The 25937-nt window shown below is 67.6% G+C and carries 19 protein-coding genes and 2 pseudogenes; 10 read left to right on the top strand and 11 right to left on the bottom strand.

Annotation, left to right across the window (positions count from 1 at the left end; genetic code table 11):
- Positions 1-608 precede the first annotated feature (608 nt).
- Complete coding sequence (locus tag OG524_RS37100; RefSeq protein ID WP_405812592.1) at positions 609-986, top strand: hypothetical protein; 378 nt, start codon at positions 609-611, stop codon at positions 984-986.
- Between the two features lie 322 nt (positions 987-1308).
- Positions 1309-1824, top strand: a complete 516-nt coding sequence (locus OG524_RS37095; RefSeq protein ID WP_331764325.1) for a hypothetical protein — start codon at positions 1309-1311, stop codon at positions 1822-1824.
- A 707-nt stretch (positions 1825-2531) separates the two neighbouring features.
- On the opposite strand, the gene OG524_RS37090 is transcribed toward OG524_RS37095, so the two are convergent.
- From OG524_RS37090 to OG524_RS37080, 3 genes are all read right to left on the bottom strand, one after another.
- A complete protein-coding gene (locus OG524_RS37090; protein WP_331764324.1) occupies positions 2532-3407 on the bottom strand; it encodes an ATP/GTP-binding protein in 876 nt (291 codons plus the stop codon).
- Positions 3401-3997 carry a hypothetical protein gene (locus OG524_RS37085; protein ID WP_405812591.1) on the bottom strand — a complete coding sequence of 199 codons (597 nt, stop codon included), beginning with the start codon at positions 3995-3997 and terminating at the stop codon, positions 3401-3403. Before OG524_RS37085 ends, OG524_RS37090 begins: the two co-directional genes overlap by 7 nt.
- 116 nt (positions 3998-4113) lie before the next feature.
- Positions 4114-4314 carry a hypothetical protein gene (locus OG524_RS37080; protein ID WP_331764321.1) on the bottom strand — a complete coding sequence of 67 codons (201 nt, stop codon included), beginning with the start codon at positions 4312-4314 and terminating at the stop codon, positions 4114-4116.
- 371 nt (positions 4315-4685) lie between these two features.
- Between OG524_RS37080 and OG524_RS37075 the strand changes: the two genes are divergently transcribed.
- The gene (locus OG524_RS37075; protein WP_331764320.1) at positions 4686-4931 is read left to right on the top strand and encodes a hypothetical protein; all 246 of its coding nucleotides are present in this window, start codon (positions 4686-4688) and stop codon (positions 4929-4931) included.
- 260 nt (positions 4932-5191) lie between these two features.
- On the opposite strand, the gene OG524_RS37070 is transcribed toward OG524_RS37075, so the two are convergent.
- Both OG524_RS37070 and OG524_RS37065 read right to left on the bottom strand, forming a co-directional pair.
- The gene (locus OG524_RS37070; protein WP_405812590.1) at positions 5192-5443 is read right to left on the bottom strand and encodes a hypothetical protein; all 252 of its coding nucleotides are present in this window, start codon (positions 5441-5443) and stop codon (positions 5192-5194) included.
- A gap of 73 nt (positions 5444-5516) precedes the next feature.
- Positions 5517-5708: a hypothetical protein gene (locus tag OG524_RS37065; RefSeq protein WP_331764317.1), complete on the bottom strand. Its 192-nt coding sequence runs from the start codon at positions 5706-5708 to the stop codon at positions 5517-5519.
- 592 nt (positions 5709-6300) lie between these two features.
- On the opposite strand from OG524_RS37065, the gene OG524_RS37060 reads away from it, so the two are divergent.
- The 3 genes and pseudogenes from OG524_RS37060 to cdgB all read left to right on the top strand — a co-directional run.
- Positions 6301-6681: an effector-associated constant component EACC1 gene (locus OG524_RS37060; RefSeq protein WP_331764315.1), complete on the top strand. Its 381-nt coding sequence runs from the start codon at positions 6301-6303 to the stop codon at positions 6679-6681.
- Positions 6656-7231 (top strand): annotated as a pseudogene (locus OG524_RS37055) (caspase family protein); the annotation flags it as partial. The gene OG524_RS37060 and the pseudogene OG524_RS37055, both read left to right, overlap by 26 nt.
- A 204-nt stretch (positions 7232-7435) precedes the next feature.
- A pseudogene (gene cdgB, locus OG524_RS37050) lies at positions 7436-8425 on the top strand (diguanylate cyclase CdgB); the annotation flags it as partial.
- 1684 nt (positions 8426-10109) lie between these two features.
- On the opposite strand, the gene OG524_RS37045 reads toward cdgB, so the two are convergent.
- From OG524_RS37045 to OG524_RS37035, 3 genes are all read right to left on the bottom strand, one after another.
- Entirely contained in the window at positions 10110-10676 is a 567-nt protein-coding gene (locus tag OG524_RS37045) for a hypothetical protein (RefSeq protein ID WP_331764314.1), read from the bottom strand.
- A 227-nt stretch (positions 10677-10903) separates the two neighbouring features.
- Complete coding sequence (locus tag OG524_RS37040; RefSeq protein ID WP_331764313.1) at positions 10904-12256, bottom strand: replication-relaxation family protein; 1353 nt, start codon at positions 12254-12256, stop codon at positions 10904-10906.
- Between the two features lie 1504 nt (positions 12257-13760).
- The gene (locus OG524_RS37035) at positions 13761-16010 is read right to left on the bottom strand and encodes a hypothetical protein (protein WP_405812589.1); all 2250 of its coding nucleotides are present in this window, start codon (positions 16008-16010) and stop codon (positions 13761-13763) included.
- Positions 16011-16922: 912 nt separating this feature from the next.
- On the opposite strand from OG524_RS37035, the gene OG524_RS37030 reads away from it, so the two are divergent.
- Both OG524_RS37030 and OG524_RS37025 read left to right on the top strand, forming a co-directional pair.
- On the top strand, positions 16923-17471 hold the full coding sequence (locus tag OG524_RS37030) for a hypothetical protein (protein ID WP_405812588.1): 549 nt from the start codon (positions 16923-16925) through the stop codon (positions 17469-17471).
- Between the two features lie 194 nt (positions 17472-17665).
- Positions 17666-18283 (top strand): hypothetical protein, encoded by a 618-nt coding sequence (locus tag OG524_RS37025; protein ID WP_405812587.1) that lies wholly within the window; start codon positions 17666-17668, stop codon positions 18281-18283.
- A gap of 386 nt (positions 18284-18669) precedes the next feature.
- On the opposite strand, the gene mobF is transcribed toward OG524_RS37025, so the two are convergent.
- From mobF to OG524_RS37010, 3 genes are all read right to left on the bottom strand, one after another.
- The gene (gene mobF / locus OG524_RS37020; protein WP_331764307.1) at positions 18670-20109 is read right to left on the bottom strand and encodes a MobF family relaxase; all 1440 of its coding nucleotides are present in this window, start codon (positions 20107-20109) and stop codon (positions 18670-18672) included.
- Positions 20051-20323, bottom strand: coding sequence for a relaxase domain-containing protein (locus tag OG524_RS37015; protein WP_405812593.1), 273 nt, complete (start codon positions 20321-20323; stop codon positions 20051-20053). The genes mobF and OG524_RS37015 overlap by 59 nt, the downstream gene beginning before the upstream one ends.
- Before the next feature lie 226 nt (positions 20324-20549).
- Positions 20550-21086, bottom strand: coding sequence for a hypothetical protein (locus OG524_RS37010; protein WP_331764305.1), 537 nt, complete (start codon positions 21084-21086; stop codon positions 20550-20552).
- A 431-nt stretch (positions 21087-21517) separates the two neighbouring features.
- Between OG524_RS37010 and OG524_RS37005 the strand changes: the two genes are divergently transcribed.
- Complete coding sequence (locus OG524_RS37005) at positions 21518-22267, top strand: hypothetical protein (protein ID WP_331764304.1); 750 nt, start codon at positions 21518-21520, stop codon at positions 22265-22267.
- Positions 22268-23125: 858 nt separating this feature from the next.
- The gene (locus tag OG524_RS37000; protein ID WP_405812586.1) at positions 23126-25849 is read left to right on the top strand and encodes an ATP-binding protein; all 2724 of its coding nucleotides are present in this window, start codon (positions 23126-23128) and stop codon (positions 25847-25849) included.
- Positions 25850-25937: the final 88 nt, after the last annotated feature.

Here is a 25937-nt window from a genome sequence, read left to right as displayed (position 1 = left end):
CCGGAGGAACGACGCACGACCCTACGGGTCGTAAAGACGCTAAAGCCCTACGGGCTTTTAAACAATTCCTCCGGAATTGTTTATGAATTCCTCCGGAATTCATGAGTGAGTGGTGGTCGGGCACGGCCCTGCGCTCCGCGCTGGGCCGGGTGGTGACGGATCGTCGCGTGACGCTCCTTCCGGCTACTCCTACAGGATGAGCCCGCTACGCGGGCTAGCTGGCTACAGGAGGGGGCCGGTTCGGGTGGGGGTGACCCAACGGGTCGGTGGGGTGAACCTCCTGACCGTGCATCACCACCGGGCACCGGGTAGGGACTGGGAATATCGACCACCCCCGCAAGGCCACTCTTCGCTGCCGTGCATCATGATGAATCGCTGGGTAGAGACTGGGATTTTGCGGTACCACCGGCAGGAACTCTGACGCCTGAGGAGAGTGCTTCGAGTGGGCCCGCATCTTCCCCTCTTGATCGGGCGTCACTCGATGCCAAGAAATGCACTCCCGGTGGTTCTTGAATTACCGTCACCATTTCCCTAGAGTTAGATCAGAAGGAAAGGGAGGCAACCTTTTCCTTCTGCCGCGTCACTCACCCAAAATGAGGAGCAAAATCATGGAGATCATTCCCGCGTACATGCACTACTCCGAATTCAACTCGGGCTGGGCCGTGGCTGCTGACGCAATGCGTCTGCTGCTCGCGGAGCTGTCTCCGGGGTCGCACACCATGACCGTGGTGGTCGACGGCGAGAGCCTGACCCTGCCGGACCGTATGACCCTCACCGTGCAGGTGGAGGTGCCCACGGGCGGCGGGCACACCGTGGACCGGGAGGACTGGGAGGCCGTCATGTGCCTGCTGGCGGTCGGCGTGGCTGACGCTGAGCGGGAGGGCCAGATCGTGGTGATCTCCCCGGCCAGCAGCCACGTGACGCGCTCCTGGGACCTCTGGGAGGGCCGGATCACCCCGCTGCCCGTCGTGGCCCTGAGCGCGTAGCCCACGGGTGGTGGTGCGGCCCGCGAGGGCCGCACCACCTGCGCCTCGGCGCCGCCGTCCCTGCCGCAGCACCCGCCCGGGGCGGGCGAGGATTCCGGAGGAATCAGGTCCCAAAACCCGTAGGGTTTCATCGTCTTGACGACCCGTAGGGTCGTGCGCCGTTCCTCCGGAGGAGGACGCGCGCACAATTGTTTTTAGGCTGGCGGGGAATTACTGCAATTGGAATGGGAGGCAACCCGATTTCCAATTTAATTCCCCGCCAGCTGCGCCCACTCACCCGAGCGGAGCGTCTCTATTCTACGCATGGAAAGAGGGGGAATTGATGGAGCCGACCGAAATGGATGCCGGGCTGCGCCATGTCGTCGAGGGGCGTGCGGTCGTGAGTCGTGCGTGGATCGTCGCCTTCACCGGGGCGGGCCGCTCGACCGTGGCCCGGTGGTACGCGCTGCGCCACGAGCAGCCCGAGGAGCGCCGCCACCCGGAGCGGGTGGTCACCATCGACCGGGTCGACTACTACGACCAGGCGGAAGTGCAGCGGTTCTGGGCAGCGCACCAGGAGGCCGTAGGGACGGCGCGGTTGGGCGTCTCCGGGCGCAGGAGCGGTCCCGGGCACGGAGAGCGCGGCGGAGGGCGCCCGGTGTCTGCAGAGCGCGCTCAGGCGGTCGAGGTGGCCCTGGCGGAGCTGCGGCGGGCCGGTGGCTACCAGCGTGGCCTGGCCGCCCGGCTCGCCCGTACGCACGGCGGCGGCGCGAGCACGTGGGAGCGGGCCGTCAACGCCGCCCGGACCACGTACGACGAGGAGCACGAGCACCAGGCGCAGCGGTCGGCCCCGGAGTAGGACCGGCTACGCCCCGTCGTGCCTCCCACGGTCGGCCCGGCGCCCCGCGTCGGGCCGAAGAAGAGGGCCAGCGCAGCGCCGCCCGCTTCCCCATGACCGCCCCCACCACCAGCCACCACACCCACCACCACAGCAGGGCAGACCAGGAGAACAAGGGGAAGTCTGAGCACTCACCAGACGAAAACCGGTGCCTGACCTGCACTTATGCAAGGGTCGGGCGAAATCATGCGCGCCGGATAGTGGACCGGATACCGGTACGGATAGTGGACCGGATAGCGGTACGGATAGCGGTACGGATAGCGCGCCCCTGCCAGGGCCTGCCCGGCGAGCCGGCGCGGCTGCTCCGAGCCCGTCCGTGCAGCGGATCCGGGGAGTGCTCGCGGTGTCGTGTGGCAGGGTGCCGTGGGTCTGGGGCGGGTGGCTGGTGCCCGGTACCGGCTACGGAACACCCGCCCCAGACCTTGCGAGACCGTCCCGGAGCCGCGAGGACGCCCGCGAGGGTGCGGGCGGTGAGGCCGCCGCGGATTCGTCGTGGTGAGTGGCCGCACCTGCTCTGACCTGCGGTGGTGAGTTTTCGGTCCGAAAACTCACCACCGGTCGGGCGTCTACTCACTACGGCCGTGGGGACTCACCAGGAAAACTCACTACGGCCGTGCGGACTCACCAGGAAAACTCACCACCGCAGGTCAGCGGCCTGTCGTGCCGGATCAGTTGGTGTTGACGACCTGGACCTCGCGGATGTCGGCGGTGAACGGGGTCGCGCGGGTCTCGGTGAGCGTCCCGCCGTCGCCGAGGGCGGGGGCGGTCCAGGTGATGGTCCAGGTCGAGGTGGCGGTGCCCTTGTACCGGCTGCCTGGCTCCTCGTAGGAGGGCTGCTCGTAGAGGTGGCCGCAGTCCGGCGACTCGGTGACCTCCCTCGACTTCTTGTACGGGGTACCGGGACCGCGGCAGGTGACGGTGGTGCCGTCGCCCATCGCCCACCGCACCGACGTCACACGGGCGGTGGCGGTGACCGTGACGCCTCCGGCCGTGGCAGAAGCGGACACCGGCCCGGACGTCGACGGGGACGGGGTCACCCACATCCACATCGGCATGCCGATCACGTAGGTCCCCGCGGCGCGGGGGCTGGCGACCCGGGGGCCGTCCAGGCGCATCGAGGCGGCGGCCCGCCGGGCGACGGTCTCGGGGTCGATGGTCGGGGCGGCCGGGCCGGCCTCACCGGTCGGGACGAAGACGACGCCGCCGCGCCCGCTGTCGCACTGGACTTTGTAGACCGCCCCGTCGTCCGGGGTGTGGCCCTTCCACGCCTGATGCCCGGCTGGAGGCGGCGGGTCGTCGACCAGGGTGTACGAGCACTTGTCGGTCGGCTTGCTGCTGCCGGTCGAGGCCGGGTCCGCCCCGGCCGGCCCGGAGCCCGAGGAGCCCGACGAGCCGGAGGAGCCTCCGCCGTCGGCGGCGCAGATGGTGACCAGGACGCCGGAGTTGTCGCAGACGCCGCCACCGGGCCCGTCGGCGTGCGCGGCCGGGGCCAGGGCGACGGCCAGGACCACCGCGGCTGCTGCCGTCGCCGGACGGCTCAGCACGAGCGGCTTCCGTCCGGCTTGTACGCGGTCACCATCCACCGGCCCTCGTCCCACCGCTCCACCGTCGCGGTGGCGATGTAGCGCAGCGGCTGCGCGGTGGGCAAGGGGATCACCTCGCCCGACGGGGTGCGCTCCGCCTTCCACTTCGAGAGGTCGATGCAGTCCTCGACCGTGGCGGTCGGGATCTTGGCCTCCAGGTCGAGCTCGGTCACCTCCGGCTCGTGCCCGAGCTGGCCGGTGCCGATCGTGCCGCTCTTCTTCATGTGGGCCAGGTCCCGCTCGAAGGTCGACAGGGCGTCGAGCGTCGCGTAGTGGTCGAGCTTCGTGCCGTCCGGCGATGCCACCCGGTAGGCCTTCATCTGCTCCACCCACATCGAGGAGTAGACCTCCAGCACCGCGGCTTTCACCGCCGCGTCCGGATCCGCCGGGGACGCCGACACGGCAGGCGCAGCCGAGGACGCCGTCGAGGGGGCCGTGGGCGGCTTCGTGTCGTCGCTGCTGCCACCGCAGCCGGTCAGGCCGAGTAGGAGGCCCACGGCGCCGCACAGCGCCAGTGCGCGTGTGCGGGGCCGTGTCTGTCGAGCCGTCACCAGAGTCCCCCGGGGGTTCGCGATCAGAATCTGATCACCGTAACCGCCTGTCCATGGGCGGTTACATGAATTCAGCCACGCAACGAGCAAACGAACCCCGGGGGCACGGCCGGTCATTACGTGGTGAGGGCGACGACGGCGACCAGGCCCACGACGACCGCGACGAGGACGCCGCCGCCCCCGAACGCAACGGTGAGGGGCTTCTCCAGGCGGGGGTGGCGGTGGGTGACGTAGGCCAGGCCGGCCAGGACGAGGCCGGACACGAGGACCAGGAGCAGCCCGACGAACAGAACGAGGGCGAGGTCGAGGGTGGACACGGCGGATCTCCATTTCGATGGGTGGGTTGGGCGCGGGGCCACAGTCCGCAGTCCCGAACGGCGAATCGAGTTCTCGCGAATTTCCGTTCCGGGGCGCCGCAGAGGGGTCTCTGACGGGGCGTAGGGCGGGTTCGCGGGCGCTTGATGTACCGGTGGTTCGGGGTGGTGGCAGCACGATCGAGGAGGCGTGGGTTAGCGGGTCAAGTCCTGATCGCAGGCACAGCATTGGCCGCCGGGCGGGCCCATTCAAGAAATTCGGGCGACGAGTATCCGGGCGCGATTTTCTTGAATCCGACGCCCTGTACAGGTATGGGAGCCCGGTGGTTGCGGTTGTGCCCACGGGCGGGGCCGGCCGCCGGGAGAATGCCGGGATGAGGATCTACGGGAGTGGGCCGGGCGAGTCCGACATCGAGGTGCCGGGGCACCGGTACGCGGCGCTGATCGGCGGCCCGCTGGACGGGCAGCGCCTCGACGTCACCGGGTGGTCCGCGCAGCAGCTGGTGGACGGCGCGGCACTCATCACCGAGCTCGGTCAGTTCGGGCCGGGCGGGCGGGCCCTGTACGAAGGGCAGCCCGGCGACGCCGCCCGGCTGCACTGGGTCGGCGACACCCCCTGACCCGAGGGTGGGGTACCGAGTAGCTAGGTCCGCAAGGGCGGTCCTGGACGGTGGCGCCTCGCGTATGTGTGCGCGGCACGGGCGGCACGGGACACGCGTGGCACGCGGTGGGGCCGCTCCGAAGGGCCCTGCGGAAGGAAGTTCGCCAGCTCCGGCAGCCCCCGGGCGGGGTGATTCGGCGCCGCGGATTCCCGGCGCGGAGCGGGTGGCAGGTGGGCCGCCCTGAACGCGAGGGCCCTGTGTGGCGATCTGACGGCCTCTCACTCCCGCCCCGAGAAAGCCCTGTACGGCGATCTGCCGGGAGAACAGAGCCGCCCCCGACCTTTGGGGAGGCCGAGGACGGCTACAAAGCGCTCAGAGCGGCGTGCGCGGACGTTGTGGGTGGAGATGGCGGCGGCCACGAACTGGTTGTCCAGGCCGGGGTCACGGCGGCGGCCGCGCAGGACCAGGGCGAGGTGGCGGCGGGCTTCGGCGAGCAGGTGCCGGCGGTGGAAGCGCCCGCCCTCGTTCATCACGAACACCGGTCGCTGCGACGTCGACGGCCTCCAGCGCTATGTCGAACACGGCCCGAAACCCGGGCCCGGATCACGGCGGCCGCGGCACGGGCGTACTCGAGGAGGGGGAGATGCCGTCGGCAGGGACACCCGAGGTGAGAATCGCGCTCTGCTTCCACCGCTCGCGCAGCTGCGCGAGCGAGCGGGCCTTGTCCTTCTTGGGCGGGCGGGTCTTGCGGGCGGCGATTTGCTCCAGCTTGGCGCGGGCGCGCTCGGAGACCACGGGCAGGGACCGCGGCTCGCCGTTGTCGTCGACGGCGGTGACGTACTCGTGGCGGGCACTTCGGGCCCGATATGCCCGTCCCGGCCTCAGGATGTCTCGACGTGGCTGCCCTCTCGGGACGCGCGCTTCGAGCCCCCGTCGACTTCCACGCGCCCCCAGGCTTCTTGACCAGCCGGCGGGCGATATCGGAGCGGACGCCGTCACGGGAGGGATACACCCACCCCACCGGCCTGAGCAGCACGGCGGTGCCAGTGATGGACCACAACCCCCCCGGGGCGGCACCCGGACCCGCTGCCCGCACAGTCACTCACCCGGGTATCCGTACCGACCGTTGCTTATCGGCAGGAATGGCTTTATCCGCTCCTACTATGCGTCTGACGGGTCACCGCGCTCTCCGTGCCGACACTTGAATGGCGAGCAGACCGGGTGACAGTCACATGATCGGCCGGACGGCTCCTGGAAGGAGGGGTTGTCCCGAAAACGGAGCGCGGGCCTCTGATGAGCGCTAGAAGCCGGATTGTGTCGTTCCGCCGCGGGTTTCCTAAGCTGTCTGCCTCTGCTGTCATCAGTTCGCCGGGAAGAGGGTGCGAGCGTGGAACTCGTTGTACAGCTTGACGAGCCTGAGCGGGCAGAAGAGGAGCTGCGATCCCTGTACGCCTGGCTCCTCTCCGATCCCGAGTTCCGGCGCTACGCTCGGCTGTCACTGACCAGCTCACGTGCTCCTGAGCCCGGCGCTCAAGGCGACATGATTGATGTACTGTCGCTGGTCCTCGGGACGGGTCTCAACACCGGAGCCCTCGCTCTGTCCATCGCAACATGGCGTAGCACGCGTCCACGTCAGATCACGGTGACGTTGGAGCGCTCGGATGGCAGATCGGTCACCGTGACCGCTTCCTCGCCCCAGGAAGCTCAGCGGGCGGTGGAATCCCTACTCGACAACGACCCTGGTGACGCTTCCGGTGCAACTTCCTGATCCGGCAACATCGCGGGCGGTTCTCATCGGAGCCAGCCGCTTCGAAACACTGACAGATCTCCTGCCCGTGAAGGCCAGCGTCGAGGAACTGGCGAAGCTGCTGTCGCAACAGCGCTTCTGGGGACTGCCTTCGGAGAACTGCCGCATCGTCTCCGATCCTCGCACTCCCCGTGAGCTGTCCGCGCCCGTTGCGCAGGCAGCCAGTGAGGCCACCGATACTCTGCTGGTCTACTACGGGGGCCACGGACTGCTGGAGGCCAGAACCGGCCTGCTCCACCTAGCGGTGAGCGACAGCCTGGGCCACTCGGTCCACGACACCGCCGCCCCCTACGACTGGATACGCCGGGCCGTCGAGCAAAGCCCAGCCCGACGGCGCGTCGTCATCATCGACTGCTGTTATAGCGCTCGAGCCTTCGGCGTCCAGTCCGCCGAGGCCGACCTGGAGGTCGGGGGAACCTATCTCCTCGCGGCGACCGCTGAAAATGCTGTCGCTCTCGCCCCTCCCACCGAGAGCTTTACCTCCTTTACGGGCGAACTGATCGCCCTCATCGAGAACGGAGTCCAGGACGGAGGGGAATTTCTGGACCTCGACACGATCTATCGCGGCCTCCAGATCACGCTCGGGCTGAAAGGACGGCCCGAACCCCACCGGCTATGCCGTGACGGGCTGGGCGGCGCTCCCTTTCTTCGGAACATTGCTCACACCGACCGGCCATCTCCCTCCTCGCTGACGATCTGGACCTCGGTAGACGACATTTCAGAGGTTTCCGATGATCCAACTGTCGCGGCAGAACTCACCAACCGACTCGTATCCTTGCGTCATGTGACTGATCTGCTCGCAGAGCTCAGCACTGCGAGCAGTCTCGCGAACACGCTACAGACCGCCGCCGACGGCATCGTGGCAGGCCTCGGATACGAGCTGGCCTGTGTCAATCTCGTGCGGCCAGACGGTGACCTCGTCGTCGCCGCCTTCGCGGGCAACGCTGACGCCGAGGCCCGGCTCACCGGCCGCGTCGGCTCCCGCGCCTCCTGGGAGCGCCGCCTTTCCATGGGCGAGGCATGGGACCAGCTGCGGTTCATCCCGCACACAGAAGGCTGGTCTCTGCTCGACGACGACGTACCGCAGTGGCACACCAAGGGCCCCGAGCCCCAGTTCGAGGACGAGTGGCACCCCCTTGACAGGCTCTACGCCCCGATGTACGCCTCCGGGGGCGGACTGGATCTCCTCGGGGTCATATCCGTCGACCGGCCGCGGAACGGCCGCCGTCCCGGGCCCTGGAAACAGCAGTCACTTCAGCTGTACGCCTCTCAGGCCGCCATCGCGATCAGCAACGCTCGCCTCCGAGCGAACATGCAGCGCGCGCTGGTCCGGCTGGAGCGCGAACAGCAGGCGCTGCGGGCCAGCGAGGAGTCCTTCCGCCAGGCCTTCGAGTACGCGCCCAGCGGGATGGCCATCGCCGAGACGGGCGGCGACCAGCACGGCCGGCTACTCCGCAGCAACGACGCTCTCTGCCGGCTGCTCGGCCGCCCCGCCTCCATCCTGCGCCGCTACTCATTCGCTGACCTGGTCCACCCCGAGGACATCGGTACCCTGCTGCGTACCTCGGCCGAAGGTGGCCGGGCCAAGCTGCGGCTCGCACGGCGGGACGGGACCTACCTTTGGGTCTCCCTGCGCAACTCGGTAGTCGCCGACACCGCCGACGGGCCGCGCTTCCTCCTCACCCACGTCGAGCAACTCGACGACGATGAAGCACCCCACCCACCGCGCGCACGAGCAACGGCGCAACAGCGCCATCCACTTACTCAAGGCAGGCCCTGAGAGCATCCCGTGTGAAGGGGCACCTCCAGGCCAGCCCGCGGACTTCGGGCTGGCGCCTAACGGCAGCAGCTTGGTCACCTCGTGACAGCCATGAGCACGACGGCCAGGCAGCGTGAGCAGGGACAGACGTGGCCATCCTGGCTGACGCCCATCTAACGCCACCGCCGCGCCCATTCACAGCCTCCGACAGCCAGCCGGACCACCACCAGGAGCTCCGGCCCAATCCGCAGCGGACGCGGTCGGCGTGGGAAGCTGCGCTGGTCCGGGGCAGACGGCTGGCGTATGGGCCGGTGGCGGAACGGCCGCCCCGGACGATCTTTGCGCAGCCGACTTCATGGCCTCGCCCCGGCAAGACGCTGGCCCCGGACTTCCCCCACCGCACCACGCTGGCCTATCTGAACGCAAAGCCGCACCCGACCCTCGCGCGCCCGCCGGAGGCCACGGCCCGGTCGAACAGACCGTAGTAGAGGGTGCACTCACCGTTCCACCAGTGTCACAGCCGGGGCTGACGCCGGGCCAGGCGGAGCGCTACGAATTGCCCCAGGCCCTCGCCCCGCAGCCTCCCGGCCACCCGGCACGGGGAGCTGGCACGCCTGGAGGCGAAGGCTTTCTTCGCACTCGGCAGCCTGCTCCGCGCACCCGCTCAGCATCGTGCGCCTGCGCCCGGAATCCCCGGGCCTCGCCAGTATTGGTCGAAGCAGTCCACCGGCGTGGCTTTGTCGACGTCACACGACAGCAGTTGTCGACGGCCTCGGGAGGCGCTCGCTGAGCCCGGATCTCGACGTCGCCGAGAACGGGAGGCACCCACCGGCACTCGGCAACGGCGAGACGACGGCCGCCACCTGCGCCCGTAGCCAGCGCTTTTGTCCCGGGCCTCGGAGGGGCGGCAGACGGCGGCTTGCCGGTCGACACCGAGCTGCTGTCCGAAGCCATCGATATTCGACGCGGGAAACGCCTCCCGAACTGCCAGAGAAACGCTGCTCCTCGTCATCGACCGAGCCAACCGGCGTTCGGTGCGGCATAGGTGATAGAACCGAGCATGGATCTGATCGCTTCTGGTGTGGCCTCCGCAGGTATCAAGGCTGCTGGTCGTCCGCTCGGTGCCCTGATAGGCCGATACCCGGCCTACGGGTATCCCCAGCTCGGCAGCAGGGAGGACTGGGCGGGCGCGCTCTCTCATGACCGGGGCGAGGCGGGCCCGTTCGGCGAAGCCTCTACTTAGCAGGCCGACGCCCTGCGCGCGCTGTACACCGCGCGGTGGTGAGTTGTCCCTGACCCACCGGCCCGCTGCCACCGCTCGGCTGCAGGGGGCGCGCGTCCTGCGGGCAACAGGTGCGTGCGTGACCCGGACCGGACGGGTTGTCGGGTGGGACGAGCACCGCACCGACGTTGTCCAGGTCTTCCCGAACCCGCCCACTGCTCTCCGCCGCGGTCCTCGCCGAACTCCATGACGAATGGATCACCTCCCCCCGCCGCTACCCCTCCAACGAGAGCGTGGACGCCTCTACCCCGACGCCCCAACCGTCCTACCCGCTGCGCCGAACGACTGGCCCCTACACCACGACAGGGGACATGACCTGGGACATCACCGACCCGGGCTCGGAACGTGTCAATCGAACGAGTCACCGTCGTCGGATTCCCACATGTAGAAGTGACTGTCGTCCTTGTGCTTCCACTCGGGCCAAAGATTGCGTGTGTTCTCGACCCCGGCACTTCGTGCGGGCAGTCCCTCGTCTCGGAGGAAGGCACCGAGGCAGGCCACGGCGTCGGCGCAGAGATCGATGATGGCGACCCGCCGCTCGCTTCCTGTTCGTGTGTCGTCGGGCGGGGACAGAGGCATGTAGAACGTGTCCTCCCTGACGCGGGTACGCAGCTTGGTGTCTGGGATGCTGTGAAGCAGGACTTGTACCTTCGCAATACGGTCGTGTAGCAAGCGGAGGCGCTGTTGCCACTCGTCTTCGTCGGACGTCCTGGCCTTACGGAAATCGCGATGGATTTCCAGCAGTTCAGTCAGCGCGGCCTCCGCGGCCGCAGCCGCGCGCGCCCTCTGCTGCGCGGTGCGCGCGGAACGCTCCTGTGCCCTGTGGGTCCACCGTCCTGACCAGATGGACAGCGCGCCACCTGTGGCCGTTCCGACAATGCCTGCAACCGCACCGATCCACACCGAGGTACTCATAGAGGCCATCCTCGTAAGCGACCGGAGGGCTGCGGAAGCCCGGTGGCACCGGCTTTGGCAAAAACGTATGGGTAGGCAGTGGATGGGCTCAGAGCCTGCTGCTCTTCCTAGCTGTCGGCGCAGTGGGCACGTCGGCGCGAGCGCGCGGGCGTGCCGGCCCCTGTAGCCATAGCACGATCTACTCGTAATTAGGGCCGCCTCTGTCACCGGCTTCTTCCACTGACGGGTCAGTGGAAGAAGCCGAAGAGGCCGTTCCTCTTGGCTTCCTCCCGGCCTTCGGCCTCCTCGGCTGCGCGGGCCTCGACTTCCTCCCGTTCGCGCCTCTTGCCGCTGGTACAGATGCTGCAGTCGCCGCCCAGGGGCCTGGTCTCCCAGCCGTCGTCGGGCCAGACCTCGCGACCGCAGATCGGACACGGCCACGCCGCTGCCTTCCGCCAGCGCTGGGCTTCCTCCCGCTCCTGGCGCTCGCGTTCCTCCCGGGCGGTGTGCTCGGTGCGGTGTTGCTCTTCGCGGAGGTTGTAGGCGCGGGAGTCGTCTGGGTTGTCGAGGGCGTGCTCGAGGGTTTCGAAGGCGGGGTGTCCGTAGCGCCACCAGACGGGTCCGTGGGGGCCGTGCTGTTGGAGGCGGGTCAGGGTGGTGGCGAGGACGGGGATCGTGCGGGTGTAGTCGCGGTAGCCGTCCTTGGATGCGCGGTCGTAGATGCTGCCCCCGTGCCAGGTGCCTTTCCAGCAGCTGGTGGACAGGTCGCCGATGGCTTTCATGCGGTTCATGGCGGTCTCAGGGCTGACGTTCTTCGCGAAGACCAGGGCCAGCGGCGGGTAGCCGGCCCGGTGGGAGTCGTCCCACAGCGTCGACCAAAACGGCACATCCACGCCCTGATGGTCCTTCACTGTGCGCTGGAAGAACCGGCGGTAGCTCTCGATTTTCCTGGCGACGACGGCGGTGGGTTCGGTGTGGTTGTCGACCTCCACGAACATGACCGGCACCCCGTCCTCCGGCGCCGTCAGGACCGCGTCCGCACGCAGACTCCCCCGCGCCGGGGTCGTGAACGTGCCCGAGACCGGCAGGGGCACCTCGGTCTCCCACCCGCGCAGATGCCCCAGCCCCTGCGGGCGGGCCGGCAGCACCCGGGCCTGCACGGGCACCGAAGCGGTGCGGCGGGTGACGGGTTTCGTGGGCAGGGGCGGGGACTGGCGGAACGCGTCGATCGTGTCCGTGACCGCCAGGGCGTGCGGGGCGCCCGCCTTCGCCGCCTCGCGTGCGGTGCCGCCCATCTCCCGCACCGGACGCCCCACCTCCGTCGCCGCCGACGCCAGGCCGACCGTCGTCAGGTTCCACAGATCCCGCCAGACCGGCCGACCCGACGCCGACATGAACGAGGTCCGGCCCACCGACTCCACCAAGCCGACCGACCGCAGGTCCTTGCATGCGTTACGGACCGTCTGCACGTCCGAGGTTCCCGGCAGTACCAGCTGGCGCAGCTGCTCCGCAGTCGCGACCTTCACGATCCCCAGCGCGAGGAGCACCAGGCCCCGGTTCTTGGCCGTCGACTTGTACGGCCACGCACTCGCCCCACCCATAACGCCGACTCCCTCTCTCCAGCTCACCCGGCGCCTCCTGGTCCCGGGTGCTCCTCCTCGCGGGACAGGGCGACAGCCCGCGGCCTGCGCCGCCGCGACCACCGGTCCCAACCCCTTTCACCACACAACAACAAAGGGAAAGAGGGTTGTCGGCACAGCAGGCACGCCCCGAAACGGGGTCTGGCCTGCACCGGAACCGACCTGCCCGACCATGATCACTGTAGGGAGGAGTGTAGGGGCAACCGTAGGGACAGCTGTAGGGGAAAACGTAAACGCGCTCAGGACTTACTCAACTCACCGCGGCCATGCCAGACGTGCACACCTGGGTGTGTGCAGCGAAGGCGGCCGAGGGCCGGACCGGTGATGCGTGCGCCTCTCTCACGCGTGGCGGCGCCTGAGGCAGACCCCAGGAGGCAAGGGTGACAGCGGCTGGACACTCCGCTCTGCCCGGCCGGCAGGGAGCGCCCGACCAGCTGTGGCTTCCGGGGCACCCCCATCCAGCCCTGGAAGCCACAGCATCTCAGCGCCGCCGTGGCGAGTATCCGAAAAACTCACCACGACAGGCACACCCCCGCCGGGCCCACTCACCACGGGCGGGAAGAGCCTTTGGCATCCTTTACGGGTCGTACCGGAGATCACTCCTCGCCGGTACGACAACCACCCTCGCTGCAACACCTTTGACCTCCAATGGTGAGTTCCTCGCTCCGAACTCAGTACAGCGTTCCGGGGCAGCGAGCCGGGCCAGTGGTGAGTTCCCTCGGCCGGTAGAGCCCGGTACCCGGGAGCCTCGTGTTCGGCGTTGGTACGAGCTGTGGCAACGAGCGCGCTGCGGGACGGCATGCTGGTGGCGCGGGGTCGTCTCCGCACGCGCCGCGCGGGATTCACGGAGGGCGGGTGCAGGACCGCGGTGGCCCCCCTGGCATCTGGGGCGAGGGCCCCTAAGCGCACGATCTGGCATGAATGTTCCCCAAATGCCGAATGACGTACGGTCCCGAAGGCCACAGGCGGGCGTCTGGGTGATCTGTCCTGCTAGCAGCGGTACGGATCACCCAGACGCCTCTGTCGAATGGTGGATGCCTACGACTGGTCGTCAACCTCCGGCCGGCGAGTCCGGGTGCGGCGGCCGCGCAAATGCGCGGCGCTCCAGGCTGAGGCGGTGAGCACCAAGGCTGCGCCGAGACTGCCAAGAAATTCAGGCAGAGCGGCACGGAGAACGTCATACATACAGGGGCAAGGCACGCCGCAGCGGGGGCCCTGGCGTGCCGTGCTCCTCTGAGTGCGCGTCAGCGAGGTGCACCCGGGCCCATGGGTGCGCTAGCGGGGACTGTCTCTTCGGCGGGGACGGTCTCAGCGAGGTGCGGCTCTCCGGTCGAGGAGGACTGAAAGCCGCGCTGTGCTTACCCAGAGGCCAGTATGTCCTGTCGCTTCAGCCGCGCGGGGGCGATTCGAGAGAGATCATGCCAGTGGGACGCTGAAGGGCTCTCGCCCGCGCAGAGGCGGTCCCTCATCCAGTCCTGCGGGAAGCGCGGTGTGCGCAACCATGGGCTCTCGGCGGCGGAATGACCCTGGTGGTTGGGTGCGGCAGGAGGGGCAGCGCCCACGCCTCCCGGATCGCAGAGATCAGTGGGCGTGCGCTGTAGGGGGACAGGCCGAGTTCCTGTCTGGCTTCCGCGAGGAGCTCCGGGTCGCCGTTCGTCCCCAGTGCTTCCGCAGCCTGTCTGCGACGGTCGAATCCTTCGCTGCCGAAGATGTCTAGCAGGGTGAGGGAGAAGTAGGCGTAGGCGGCCGCTTCGTCGATGAGTTGCCGGGCGGTGTCGGGTAGTGCGGGGTGGGGGGCCCTGCGGAGTTCTTCGGGTGAGTGAATAGCGAAGTGTTCGAGTGCGAACTGGACCTCGCGTTCGGTGCAGGGGCAGGCGCCCCTGAGGTGAGCTCCGAGGGTTCGGAACGCGTTGAGGATTTCGTGGGTGTCGGGTGTCCATTGCTGTTTGCTGAGCAGGGTGCGAAACCCTGCCAGCGTCTCGGCCAGTTCCTGGAGCACCAAGCCGCGGGAGATGTCGACGAGTTCGTCGGACTGCGTCTTTTCGCGAGTCTCCATGATGTGCCGGCCGTAGCGCAGGAGGTCACGGGGGATCCCTCCGGACAAGATGTGGGCCAGCATCACGTAGGGATCGGAGAGTCCGGGCGCCCGCCGGGCAAGCATGGCTCGGGATTCGAACAGGACGGTGGGCTGTACGTAGACGACGTCGTCGAGGGAGCTGTCGGTCACGTCTCGGTGAGGTAGTCCGCGACGCACGAATGCTGCACCGACGTCTTCGGCCACCGAGATCAGGTAGTGCACGTGAGGAACGCCGAGGACGGCTTTGACCTCGCTGAGGAAAGCCAGCGCTTGGGTGTCCGACCCGAGGCGGTCTACCTCGTCAATCGCGATGACAACCTTGCCGCCTCGCCTCTTGAGGGTTCCCGCAATGCTTCCCAGCACCTCTCGGAAGTCGGAGACCAGCTCCGGGAAGTTCGGCGGGATTGTGGAGATTGAGGTGCTGTGGGTTGTGCCCAACGTCAGCATCTGGGAGGCGCCCGTAGTCATGGCTGCGGTGGACATCTGTGTGGTCTGCAGCCGGTACAGGTGGTTACGGCACTGCGTCACGAGCGCCGGCTCGGCAGGACGCGGTTCCCAGGCTCCCGCCCTCATCAGGGCAAGGCCCAGTAGGCCCAGTGCCACGCGCAGCGGGTTCTCCTCTTCGGCGAGAATGGCCTGCGTCTGCGGGTTACGTAGCAGGATGATCAGCAGAATGAACAGCATCAAGCTGCCGATCGCTGGGCAGTACTTGCGGGCAGCGTCTCGTAGGAAGCCAGCCGGAATGCGCCAGTTCTCCTCGACCGCCCACCTGCACAGGCGCCACACCGCGAGGTAGAACAGCATGTTTCCAACGACTCCTGGAGACAGCCCCGAGAGTCGTTGTTGTACGTCCTTGTCGACGAGTGCCCAGACCGCACTCCCTGTCAGGAGTAGAAGGCCAGCGGTCGCAGTAGCGACCAGCATGATGCGCCCGAAGTAGTTCCACCGGGTCGCCCGCCGTAGCCTCCACCAGACTGCGCCAACAAGGAGCAGGGACACAGCCGTTCCTGCCGCATGACCATGCCAGGTGTCGCTAGCCAACGTGCCTAGCGCTTCCACGTGCTGCGTGGCACGTGAAACCATTTCTTCGGTGCGCGTTGTCGATACAGAGCGGGTCGCCGCGGCAGAACCCATCACCACAAGCGCCAGTGCGGGAACGGCAAAAGCCGCCCACTTGAGCGCTCTCTTGCATCGTGTCCAGGCCCGTCGTAGGGCTCTGCGCACATTGGACAGGCGTGTGACTTCGGGGACCTCGTACCCTTCGTGCTTGATGTAGGTCTCGCACAGCTGGACCGACAGGGAGAGAAGGAAGTCATGTGGAGCGTAGGTGGCTGGAGCCTGCGCAAGCAGGGCGAAGTCAGCGTCTTCAACAGAGCTCTCCAGGAGCGTGGTCTTGCCCGCTCCGCGTGGACCACAGACGGCAATGGTTCCAGCTTCGATCTGCGCGATTTTCCGCTTCAGAAGTAGGGCTGCCGTGCTCTCGACGACGTAGCCACGTTCTCTTGGAGAACGCAGGCCGTCGTAGCTTTCCGGCGCCAATAGCGAATCTGGATCGTCTCCCAGCAGGGTACGAATCGCCCTGTCAACGACGGGGGCCATGCCGTATGTACGTAGGTCCCGGCCCCAGTCTGCTGCCATGAGCCCAAGCTGGACACGGAGGGCCAACGAACCCAGGGCCAGCCATCCGAACCGAAGACAGCGCCGTGTGTTCCGCCAGGCTGCCGAACCCCGTCTGTGAAGCAGAAGCAACAGGCCCGCAGTCACTGTCGCTAAGACGACCAGTGCTAAGAATCCCCATAGGGCTGACACCGCAAGCGCTGCGAGTGCCACAGCCAGGCAGGCTGCCCAAGTGGCCCATGTTGTGTTCGCTGCGGCAGCGTTACGACGGTCCTGAATCTCAAAGTGAGCGTCTTCTGCCTCTCGAGCGGTACTCAGCGACTCCTGACACGCCGCATGCACTCGCGCAACGTTCGACCCGATCAGCATGTGCTGTCGGACCGAAGCGGCGGTTACGCCATCACGCTTGCCCAGCAGCCGTGCCATCCTCGGATCCGCCAGGGTCGATTCCAGACAACGCGTGTAAACCTCAAGCAAATCGGCCACAACAAAGTCGCCCAGGTATGCCCATCGAGCCTTCCACTGCCCAAGCACCGGCACCCAAACCTCCCCCTAGCGCAAGACCCGGATGCTAGCGCTCGGCATAGATGTGAGCCCTCGCTTCGCGCAACACTGCCTCAGATACCGGCCGCCAGGGCGGTCGTGCTGGTTGCTGGGCCGGCCCTCGCCCCGGCTGTACCGGGGCGAGGGCCGCTCTTACGAGCTGGCGCTGCAGGGCAGCGACGGCTCTTGGCGGTCTCGGGCTGCAACCCGAGGCCATGAAGTCCCTGTTGGCTTGATGTTGGAGTCAGCAGCAATCAGGGCAGGGCCCGCCCTGCTCGGCGAGCCTAGTTGTTTGGATGTAAGCAGCGGCTTCCGATGTCCTGCAAGCCCGATGGGCGCGCGCCCGCATCAATTCGTCTCGTATCACGGGGGACCGACACTTCTGTCGTCGTGAAGCTGGATAACGACGTCCCAGGTCAGCAAGCCGCGCATGACAAGTTGCTGACCCGGTGTCGCCTTTTTCAGCTCAACGCACTTCGTAGTGCGTTAGGGCGTAGATGCATCAATCACAGCCGTTTGGATGTGCAGGGGGAAGCCTCGCTCCCGGAGGCTGCCACCATCTACTCCACGCACCACGGTGAGGGCGGCTGCAACCGCTGTCGTGGTCCGTTGAGTTGGAGTCAGCTGGTGTCCGGCGCCCTGCGGGTCGCCGGACAAGAAACAGGGAGTACACCAGTGTCGAAGTCCCAATCCGTCTCCTGTGTGGAGAACGGTTCCCCCTCCCGCCGAGGCCTGAGCGGTGCCGAGGCCATCGTCATCATCGTGATCGTCACTGTGGCGGCGGTCATGACGGCAGGCGCGGGCATGACCGTAGTGGTCGTACTGCAGGTAGTTCTGGGGGCCGGGCTGACTTCTGTGTTGGTGGTCGGCCTGGTTACCGGAGCGCCGGTCCGAGGGTTGCGAGCCGCGCTGCGTGCTCTGCTGGCTCCCGCAGCGTGAGGTTGATGGTCGTGGGTCGCCCTGAGAAGCCGATCACTACCAGTAGCAAAGCACTGCGCGAGCTCCAGGAGTGGCTCCGCGTCGAGCGGGCCCGTACTGGACAGGGCTACCGTTCCCTATCAGTACGGGCGGGGTGTCACGCCACGACACTGCAGCGGGCTGCTTCCGGCGAGACAGTGCCAAAGCTGTCAGTGGTGCTCGGGTATGCCCGCGCCTGCGATGCCTCATCGGACGAAGCGCGGCGCCTGTGGAAACAGGCCCGGTATGAGGCAAGCCGCATGGCGCGGGGTCGTCGCGGCCACCCCGCGCCTCGTCCGGAGTTCATTCGTGACTTCGTTGACCTGGGCGCCGCGTTGGTGGATCTGTACGAGAAGGCTGGTTCTCCGGCACAGCGCACGATGGAACAGCGTGCGGGCAGCTACGGCGTCCTGCCTCGCAGCACAGCACGCCGCATCGTGAACAAGCAGGCGGTACCACACGACCTGCCGCAGTTTCTGGCGTACCTGCGGGCTTGTGAGGTACCGGAGGCGGACTGGCCCCGCTGGGAGACGGCCTGGACACGTGCGTGGCGGTACGAGAAACAGGATGCCATTGGATCTTTCGGTATGGGAAGAAAGATCATGGACGAGTCTCCCTGGTTCACAGTGGTGCCAGAAGCCCAGGAGTTGAGGGAGGCATTCGGATTGCCGTCCGACCGCCCATCCCGCCTGCCTATGCCTGGCAACCCTCCGCTCTCGGTGCAGCGGCTCTCGACCTCGCACAAGCCGTGGCGAAGGAGGAAGAAGCCTCAGGCCCCACTTTCTCTCTTCTAGGTGGCTTGGCAGGTTCCGCTCGGTGGACGATGCCCGGCATCGTCCACCACAGCCAAGCATTGGAATGCCGCACCCGGGCCAAGGCGCAGGCATCGCGGTGCGCGGTCGCGTTGCCGATCCGGTTCTGCCGGGAGCGGGGCCGGCGCGACTGCCCGGCGGCGAGGCGGCGCTTCCCGGCATCCCGGAGCCGCCGCCGCTGCTTGCGCATCTCCGCCTTCTTCGCCGCCTTCAACTTCGGCTCTCGGGGCCGCTTCCAGACCGGCTGCCACCCCACGGGCCCATCAGGCTCGGGCTCCTGGTCCTCGTCGAGCGCGGCGGCCATCCTCGCGCGGGCCGCGTGGGCGCGTGCGAGTGCGTCGTCGGGGTTGGGCGTTCTTCCGGGGTACTCATGCAACTCCTCCTGTGGTCCGGCCCGGTGTGCGCTGGGTGCCGGGCTGCTGGGTGTGCGGGGGCGTCGCCGGGGCGCGCTGCGGTCGGGGCCCGTGGGTGACTGCGCGCTCCCGCTTGCCGTCCTGGAGTCTGGCGGCCAGCCGGGCGGCGGCTTCGAAGGTCCGGCGGGTCTGCTCCACCGTGTCGACGCCGGTCTCCGGCTCCAGGAGGCGGCTGTCCTTCGGGCCGGTGCGGAACGGCCGCAGGTGCGACCTCGAGGCGGCGGGCACGGAGACGGTTCGCGGGCGGGTGCGAGAGCCCAGTCGCTCCGCCCGGCGCACCGCGTGGACCCGGGCGGCCAGGGCGTCGGCGGCGAGGCGGGCCCGCTCGTACGGGGGCGCGGACCGGTTGCGGGTCAGCGGGCGCAGCACGGCCTGGTCCTCGGTGTCGTGCGGGTACAGGGCGGACAGGTCGGCGGTCATCATCCGTCGGCTGGCAGGGCGGGTGTAGTCGTCGATGGCCGTCTGCACGATCTGTTCGTCCAGGCCCGCCTGGTGGGGGAGGCCGCGCAGGACGTAAGTGAGGTGGCGGCGGGCTTCGGCGAGCAGGTGGTGGCGTTTGAACGCGCCGCGCATCACGTAGACCACGGCGACAACGTCGACGGCCGCGAGCGTTATGTCGACGACCGGCCGCACCCGCGCCCACACCGCCGTGGCCGCCGCCCGCGCCCGCTGTGCCAGCTGGTCGACGACGTCGGTGCCTTGAGCCCGGATCGCTGAGTCCCGCCATCGCTTGCGCAGCTCGGTGAGCGACAGCAGCTCGGTGCGCTTGGGTGGGCGGGTGCGGTCGGCGGCCTGGCAGCCCAGCGCGTGGGCGGCCCGTTCCCCCGGCGTGTGCCCGTGCTTCTTCTCGTACGTGGCCGTCAGGATGGACATGGCGTCCTCGACCTGCTGGCGGCGGGTCGACTGCCAGCCGATGAGCCGCTGGTCGATGCCTGAAATCTCCATGACGGGCCGGCGGCCGGGCGTCACCTCGCGCGGCTCCCACGCCCACCCGAGCCGGGCGGACACCTCCTCCATGAAGGTCAGTACGTAGAGGGTGTCGGCCGCGACGATGTGGGCCAGCATCGAATCCGCCGACAGGTTCCCCCACGTGCCCTTCTCGTCCGGCCGCCGGGCGCGGATCGACACCACCGCATGATCGTGGAGGAGCGGCCTCGACTCCGCAGCTCGGGACTCGTAGTGCCGGAACACTGCGACGATCAGCCCGCCGTCCCGGATCGGCTTGCGGCGCGTGCCTCCGCTCCCCCACCGGATCTGCGCGACCGCCTTCCCCACCCACGCCAGCGTCTTGTCCACGGAGATGTCCTGGCACAGCTCCAGCACCCGACGAACCTCGTCATCGATCAACGCAAACGCGATGTGCGCCGTCGGCGGCGGCCGGAACGTGAAGTCCATGCCCAGCCAGGGCCTCCGCTCCTTGGCCTTGTCCCGCCGCCAGGCGCTCGCGCTCGATCCGGTCGGCGTCCGGGTGCCGGCCCTCCCCCAGGAGCAGTTCGGCCTGCCGCTCCGCCACCACGTCCCCAGCCACCAAGCCGACCGCGGCCAAGCCCCGGCCCCGCCAGACGCCGGGTGGGACACCGGCCTCATCCTGGGCGTCGCCCAACGCCATGCCCGCAGGGCGGTGGCCGTCGCCGACCATCACACCGCGGAAGAGGTAACGCACCCCGTCACCCGGGCGGAGCTCCGCTTTGCTGATCATCGGCCCATGGAACGCCGGGGTTGACCTGCGGAAAAGAGCGATCCGGGGTTCTTCCCGCCGCGCGGGAGGGCATCACCAAGTCTTTTACCGTGGCGCCCGCCAGGCGGGCCGCCAGCAGCAGTCCGGTGGGCGTCTTTCAGCGACACATCGTCGCGGCGTCGAGTCGCTCCCTTGCCTGCTGGTACACGGTTGCGTCGCGAACCGGATTCTTCACTTTCTGCAGCAGGGACTCGTAGATGTCGACGTCTTCGCCTGGCACGGTCAGGGTGTACTCCTGGCTGCCAGCGTCGGCGATCCAGCCGTGGGCTCGCGCGAGGTAAATGTTGTGCTCGGCTGCATACAGCGTCAGACCGGTGGCCGCTGCCAACTCCTCTACGGTGCAGCTCACGCCCCGGGGATCGATCAAGGTGCCGGTGCCGAGGCGATCCGTGAGGGCAAAAAGGCAGACCTTCACCGTCTCGGGGAGGTCAGCTCCGTCCTCGGACAGCCTCATCAGGTAGATGTCGCGTGCGTCGCGGAGACTCTCCGGGCTGTGCCAGATGGCACGCGAAGCTGCGATCCACGCGGCGCGGTCATCGTCGACAGTCCGAGCGGCCTGGCGATAAGTCGCGCCGGCTTTGTCGGCCTGGGCGCGGATGCGGGCCTTGCGGGCGTTGGAGCCGTTCTTCGTCATGTGCTTCTCCAGGGAACCCACGCTCCTCCCAGGTCAGCAGAACGAGTCCGGCGGCGGGAAGTCTGCACGGGCCCTTGCCGACGGATGCCGGGGGAGCCTTGGCCGGGCTGGGTCACAAGCGGCGTGGGCGCTGCGACGGCGGCGGTAGGCGCTCGTGTCATGCCACCCCGAATCGTAGAGCGCTACCGATCGCCAACTGGCCATGTCCTCCTTACGTGGGCGTGCCGCCCCGAACGAGCCGTGCGAATACTGCGCCCCGGGCCGGACGCGAATGTCGTCGCTCCGGCAGTCCTGGTCCGACAGGCCGTGTGTGCCTCGCCGCCCAGCCCGCTATTTGCTCCGTAACCACGCTGAGGACCAAACGTTGAAGGCACGTGAATCAGACTCAACCAGTTCCACCGTCACCGCGTGAATGGCAAGGCGTCCTCGACATGCTGCACGCCGCTGAGAGGACGCTGGCGGGCTCCATCGAGTCCGGAGTCTTGGAAGCTTACGACCAGCAGGCCATCGGGCTGCCCTCCGCGCTTGAGGGTTCCATGCCGGGAGGCGTGCGGGTAGAGGGTGCTCTGTACGCGGTGACAGCGGCGCGGTGGCTGATCCAGCAGGCAGTGCGAGGTAAGGACCTTCCCGGCTCAACACTGAAGCGGTCGCAAACGATTCTCGGGCTGGCAGGAGGGTACGTCGCCACCGCATCCGCCATGGAACCTTCGGCTCCCAGCGCAGTGCAGGAGATGTCACCAGACGAGCCTTCTCCCTCGCCGCTGGCGGCTTCCAGGGATGTCCTGCAGCAGCACATCTGCATCGCGTGCGTGGAGTGCGGCAAATGCTCCTGCCGCACTCCAGCAGGACCGGGGGTCTGCGAAATGTGCCAGCAGATCAGGCTCGTGCGGATGCGAGCCGAGGAGGACATCGCTCGCTACAAGGACCAGATGGCAAAGGGGCACATCTATGTGCTGACCTCGAACCGGCTACATCGGTGGGACTGCAAGAGCCTTCCCAGTGTGGACAGTTGCTTGAGCCAACTTGACTTCATGATCAGGCATGCACGTAAGAGCAAGAACGACAACGAGGCTCGGCATCTCGACTGGCCCCCTCTCCCGGCCCTCCTGACCGCACAGGAACTACGGACGAAGAAGAGCCGACGGCCGAGCTGCGGAATGTGCAAACCGCAGCCGCTCTAGCCCCAACGGTCGCGGAACAGCCACGACGTCAAAGAGCAGAATCGCAAGACCTGGCGAGTGTGGCTGATGCCCCAGAACCCGGCCTACCAGCCGCCGCGTAGGAGCCCGCGAAAACCGATCGCGGCGATGACCACCGCACCGGCAACGACGATTCCGATGAATACCCGGTGTGCCGCCGGGCCGACTGCGGGGGACAGGGAAAGAGTCTCGATCAGCTGACGCGCACGCTTCACACTCTCACGTTCGCGGCGGGCTCCGGCTGCAGAGTCCCCGTCACGGGAGGTTCGAAGTCATGACCGCGGTATAGCGGTCCAGGTCCTCGGCCCATCCAGGCACCAGGAGGTGAGTGACTGTGGCCATGGTTATTCCGGCCTCACTCGCCTTGCCATCCGGTGCCCTGCCGGTGTCTGGCAGCGCAGGGTGGCTGCCCCCGGCGAGCATCCGTCCTGCGCTCCGTTCCTCCATAACGTGGCCGAGAGTTGGGGAGAACCTCGCGGGGCGGGTCCTGATCCGCGCTGCACGCCAGCAGGGCGGGTGAGTTTTACCCGGTAAAACTCGGACGCTCCGGAGGACGTGACTGTCCGGTCTGAACCTTGACCGATCTCACTGAACTTTGACCGCTCGCTGGTGCCCAGCCAGCTGCGGTTCAGGCCACGGGCGACCACGACTCGACACCCCGAGCCAATAGTGGCTGGACGGTCGGGGGTGGCCGAGGACAGCGTCGAACACGACGACTCCTTCGTCAGTGCCCAGGTCAGAGCACACCCGACACTCACAGCCATGGCCTGGTGAGTCCAGGCGAACGCAATGTCCGGTTCAGACCGCGTCGTCAACAGCGTGCGCCCCTACCCTGGTGCGATGCAGGCAGATGAATCGCAGGCGGAAGCCACTGGTGCCGAGCCTCAACATGGTCGAGAGGTTCCCGAGGCTCTCGATGGCGCACAGCTTCAGCGCATCACATCGCTGCATCGCGGGTTCACCTACCAACATCTGTACGCGGTCGGATGCCTCCTTCAGCTAAGAGAGGCGGGCGCGCGACTGCTTCGAGTGGAACGCGACGAGGACGTCGAGGTCGTCTTCGACGACCGGTATCTCTATCTGCAAGTCAAAACCCGCCAGGGCAGCCTGACGTGGAGCGACGTGCAGGGCGCCGTTGAGCAGTTCGCCAGGATCCGTGGCGAGCACACGTCAGGTCGCCGTGTCGGCATTCCCTGGCTGATCGTGGTCACCAACGCGAAACTGGGACCGGACCTGCTCGAAAGAACGCTGAAGCTATCCTGGCCTACGGATGTCGCGCTCGTGGGTCCGGGCACACCTCACCCTCTGGAGCCGTGGTTGCCCACACCGGGCTGCGACCTCGCCGCCATGCTGAAATGGTGCATCGAACAGGCCAAGCAGGTCCCGTTCGGATCCCTGAGCGCCGAGACCCTAGTGTGGAAGCTCGCTGCCTGCGTGCAGTACGCATGCACCGGCGCCCACGGTCACGGGTTCGTTGCCGCCACACTGCCCCGGCTGTGTGAACAGTTTGTAGAGGAACTACAGGCCTTCCCGCAACTGCCCGCTATCTACTGGTCGCACGTCGGGGAGCCGAAGCTCTTGAGCGACGCGCCGGTGCGGCTGATCGTCGGGTTCTCCGGGGCTGGAAAGACCACCTGGGCTGCACACGCCGCCGCGCACTGCCCACATCCGATCACGTACTTTGACGCCGCAGGCATGCCAACCGCATCCGTTCCAGGTGCCCTGGCGCGAGAACTGGCCGCGCGGCATCTCAGCGGGCCGGATGCCGAAACTCTGCCTGCCGGCGACGGTATCGACGTCCTGCGTGCCGTGCATGCCGCGCTGTCCGACGCGCAGATCAACGTCGCCGTGGTTATCGACAACGTTCACCAGCTCGAAGCTGAGAACGTGCGTCTGCTGGCTAACGCGTTGCCGACAGCCCGGATGATTCTGCTGGGGCACCCCTGGCCAGATCAGCTCCCGCTCGCCGCCCACCTCGGCATCACCCCCGAGGCACTGCCGGGCTGGAGTACAGACACCATCGCCGCGATCTTCGACGACGAAGGGTGCACTCTGGACTACGGCACCGCGCAGCGTGTCCTGACTCTCACCGCGGGCCTGCCGCTGTACGTACTCAACTCCACGCAGCTGACCCGCACCGCGTTTGCTGGGGACGGGGCCGCCTTCTGCGACGCTGTGCTGGCCCAGACCCACACCACTGCCACTGCCCAGGAGTTCATCCTGGACAGGGCCTTTGACCTCCTCACGCCAAGGGCGCGGGCTGCAGCCGGACTCCTCGCGATCGCGGAAGTACCTGTCACGGGCGCCGAGCTGCAACAGCTCGCGGAGGCGGCTGGCCAGGGCCCTGCCCAAGCCGCCCGGACCGTGCGCGACCTGGCCGCCCATGGGCTGACGCAGGACTTCGCTGATGGCCGGGTCACCCTGCATGACGCAGTGCGCCCGATAGCCTCGTCTGCTGCGGACGACCTGCCCCATGACGTCGCCCACCGTGTGCGCGACGTCCTCCTGCAGATTCTGGAAGGCCAACATGGGCTTGCGCGGGTCGGTCGCTGGATGCGTCTGCTGACCGAGACGGGTCGTGTCGAGAGACTCCTCGACCTCGCCTCAGAAGACGGCTTCTTCGAAGCCGGCTACCCCCGGGCAATCCGAGCCGCAGTGGCGGATGCCGCTGAGGATCCGACCCGGGATATCGCCGTGCGGTTCGAGGCCCACAACACGTTGGGCGCCTGGGCCTACTACGACGCCGACTGGGAGGCATACGCCTGTCACGTAAGCGCCATGGAGAGGCTCGTCGAGACTGGGGACAGTGGCATCGGCTCGCGGGAGAGAGTACTTCTGGCCACGCACCAGTTCAGCGTCTTCGGTCACACCAAGGACCTACGCCGCCTGGCGGGAGCGTTCCTTGCCAGCGTCGAGCAGGTGGTGGCCGGTTCTTCGCAGGACCGTGTCCTGCGCTACAACTTCGCCAAAGCCCTCTACCACGCGGACCAATTCGCCCAGGCCGACGTGCTGGCTGCCAAGTCGGCTGACGACTACTGCGAACACCTCGGACTCGACGTCGACAACCTCTACGGACCGACCGCCGACCTTCAGCAATGGTTCCACGCTAGCGACTCACCCGAAGAGTACAAACGACTCGCCGACTGTTTCTCTCTGTCCGTCAGGGCCCGCCGCCGCCAGGGCATTGTCAGCGGCCCCATGACCATGGCCGCGATCCCCGCAATGAACCTCTACTCGCTCACCGGCTCCTGGCTCCAGGCCGTCGACTCTGGACAAGAGGTAGTCGACATCCTGGTGAACGCCGGCAGCATGCAGAAGGCCCTGAACATCCTTGAGCGCCAGCTACTGCCGGTGGCTCAGGAGTACAACCTGTCAGAAATGATGATCGGCCTGCGATCCCATCGTGCGGTCATCCTCGCCCACACGGGCGACATAGCCGCAGCTCGAGCCGAGATCGACGGCCTATCCAGCTACGAGCCCAGCCCGCAGCAGGCCTCAGACATCCGCCGCCAGAAGGACATCATCGAATCACTCGCAGCCCAGCAGCCACGGTCCGCCCACTGACCGCTCAGCCGGGCAGCCGTACGCGATATGCCGAGGCCCCGGTTCCGGGCCCGGCTTGTGGAGTTTTCCCGGAGATCGGTCGCAGCGG

Origin of the sequence: Streptomyces sp. NBC_01520 (assembly GCF_045040375.1) — a bacterium.
In the GTDB taxonomy this organism is placed as follows: domain Bacteria; phylum Actinomycetota; class Actinomycetes; order Streptomycetales; family Streptomycetaceae; genus Streptomyces.
Note: the sequence above shows the minus strand (reverse complement) of the source record. Positions and strands in the feature narration are given on the sequence as shown.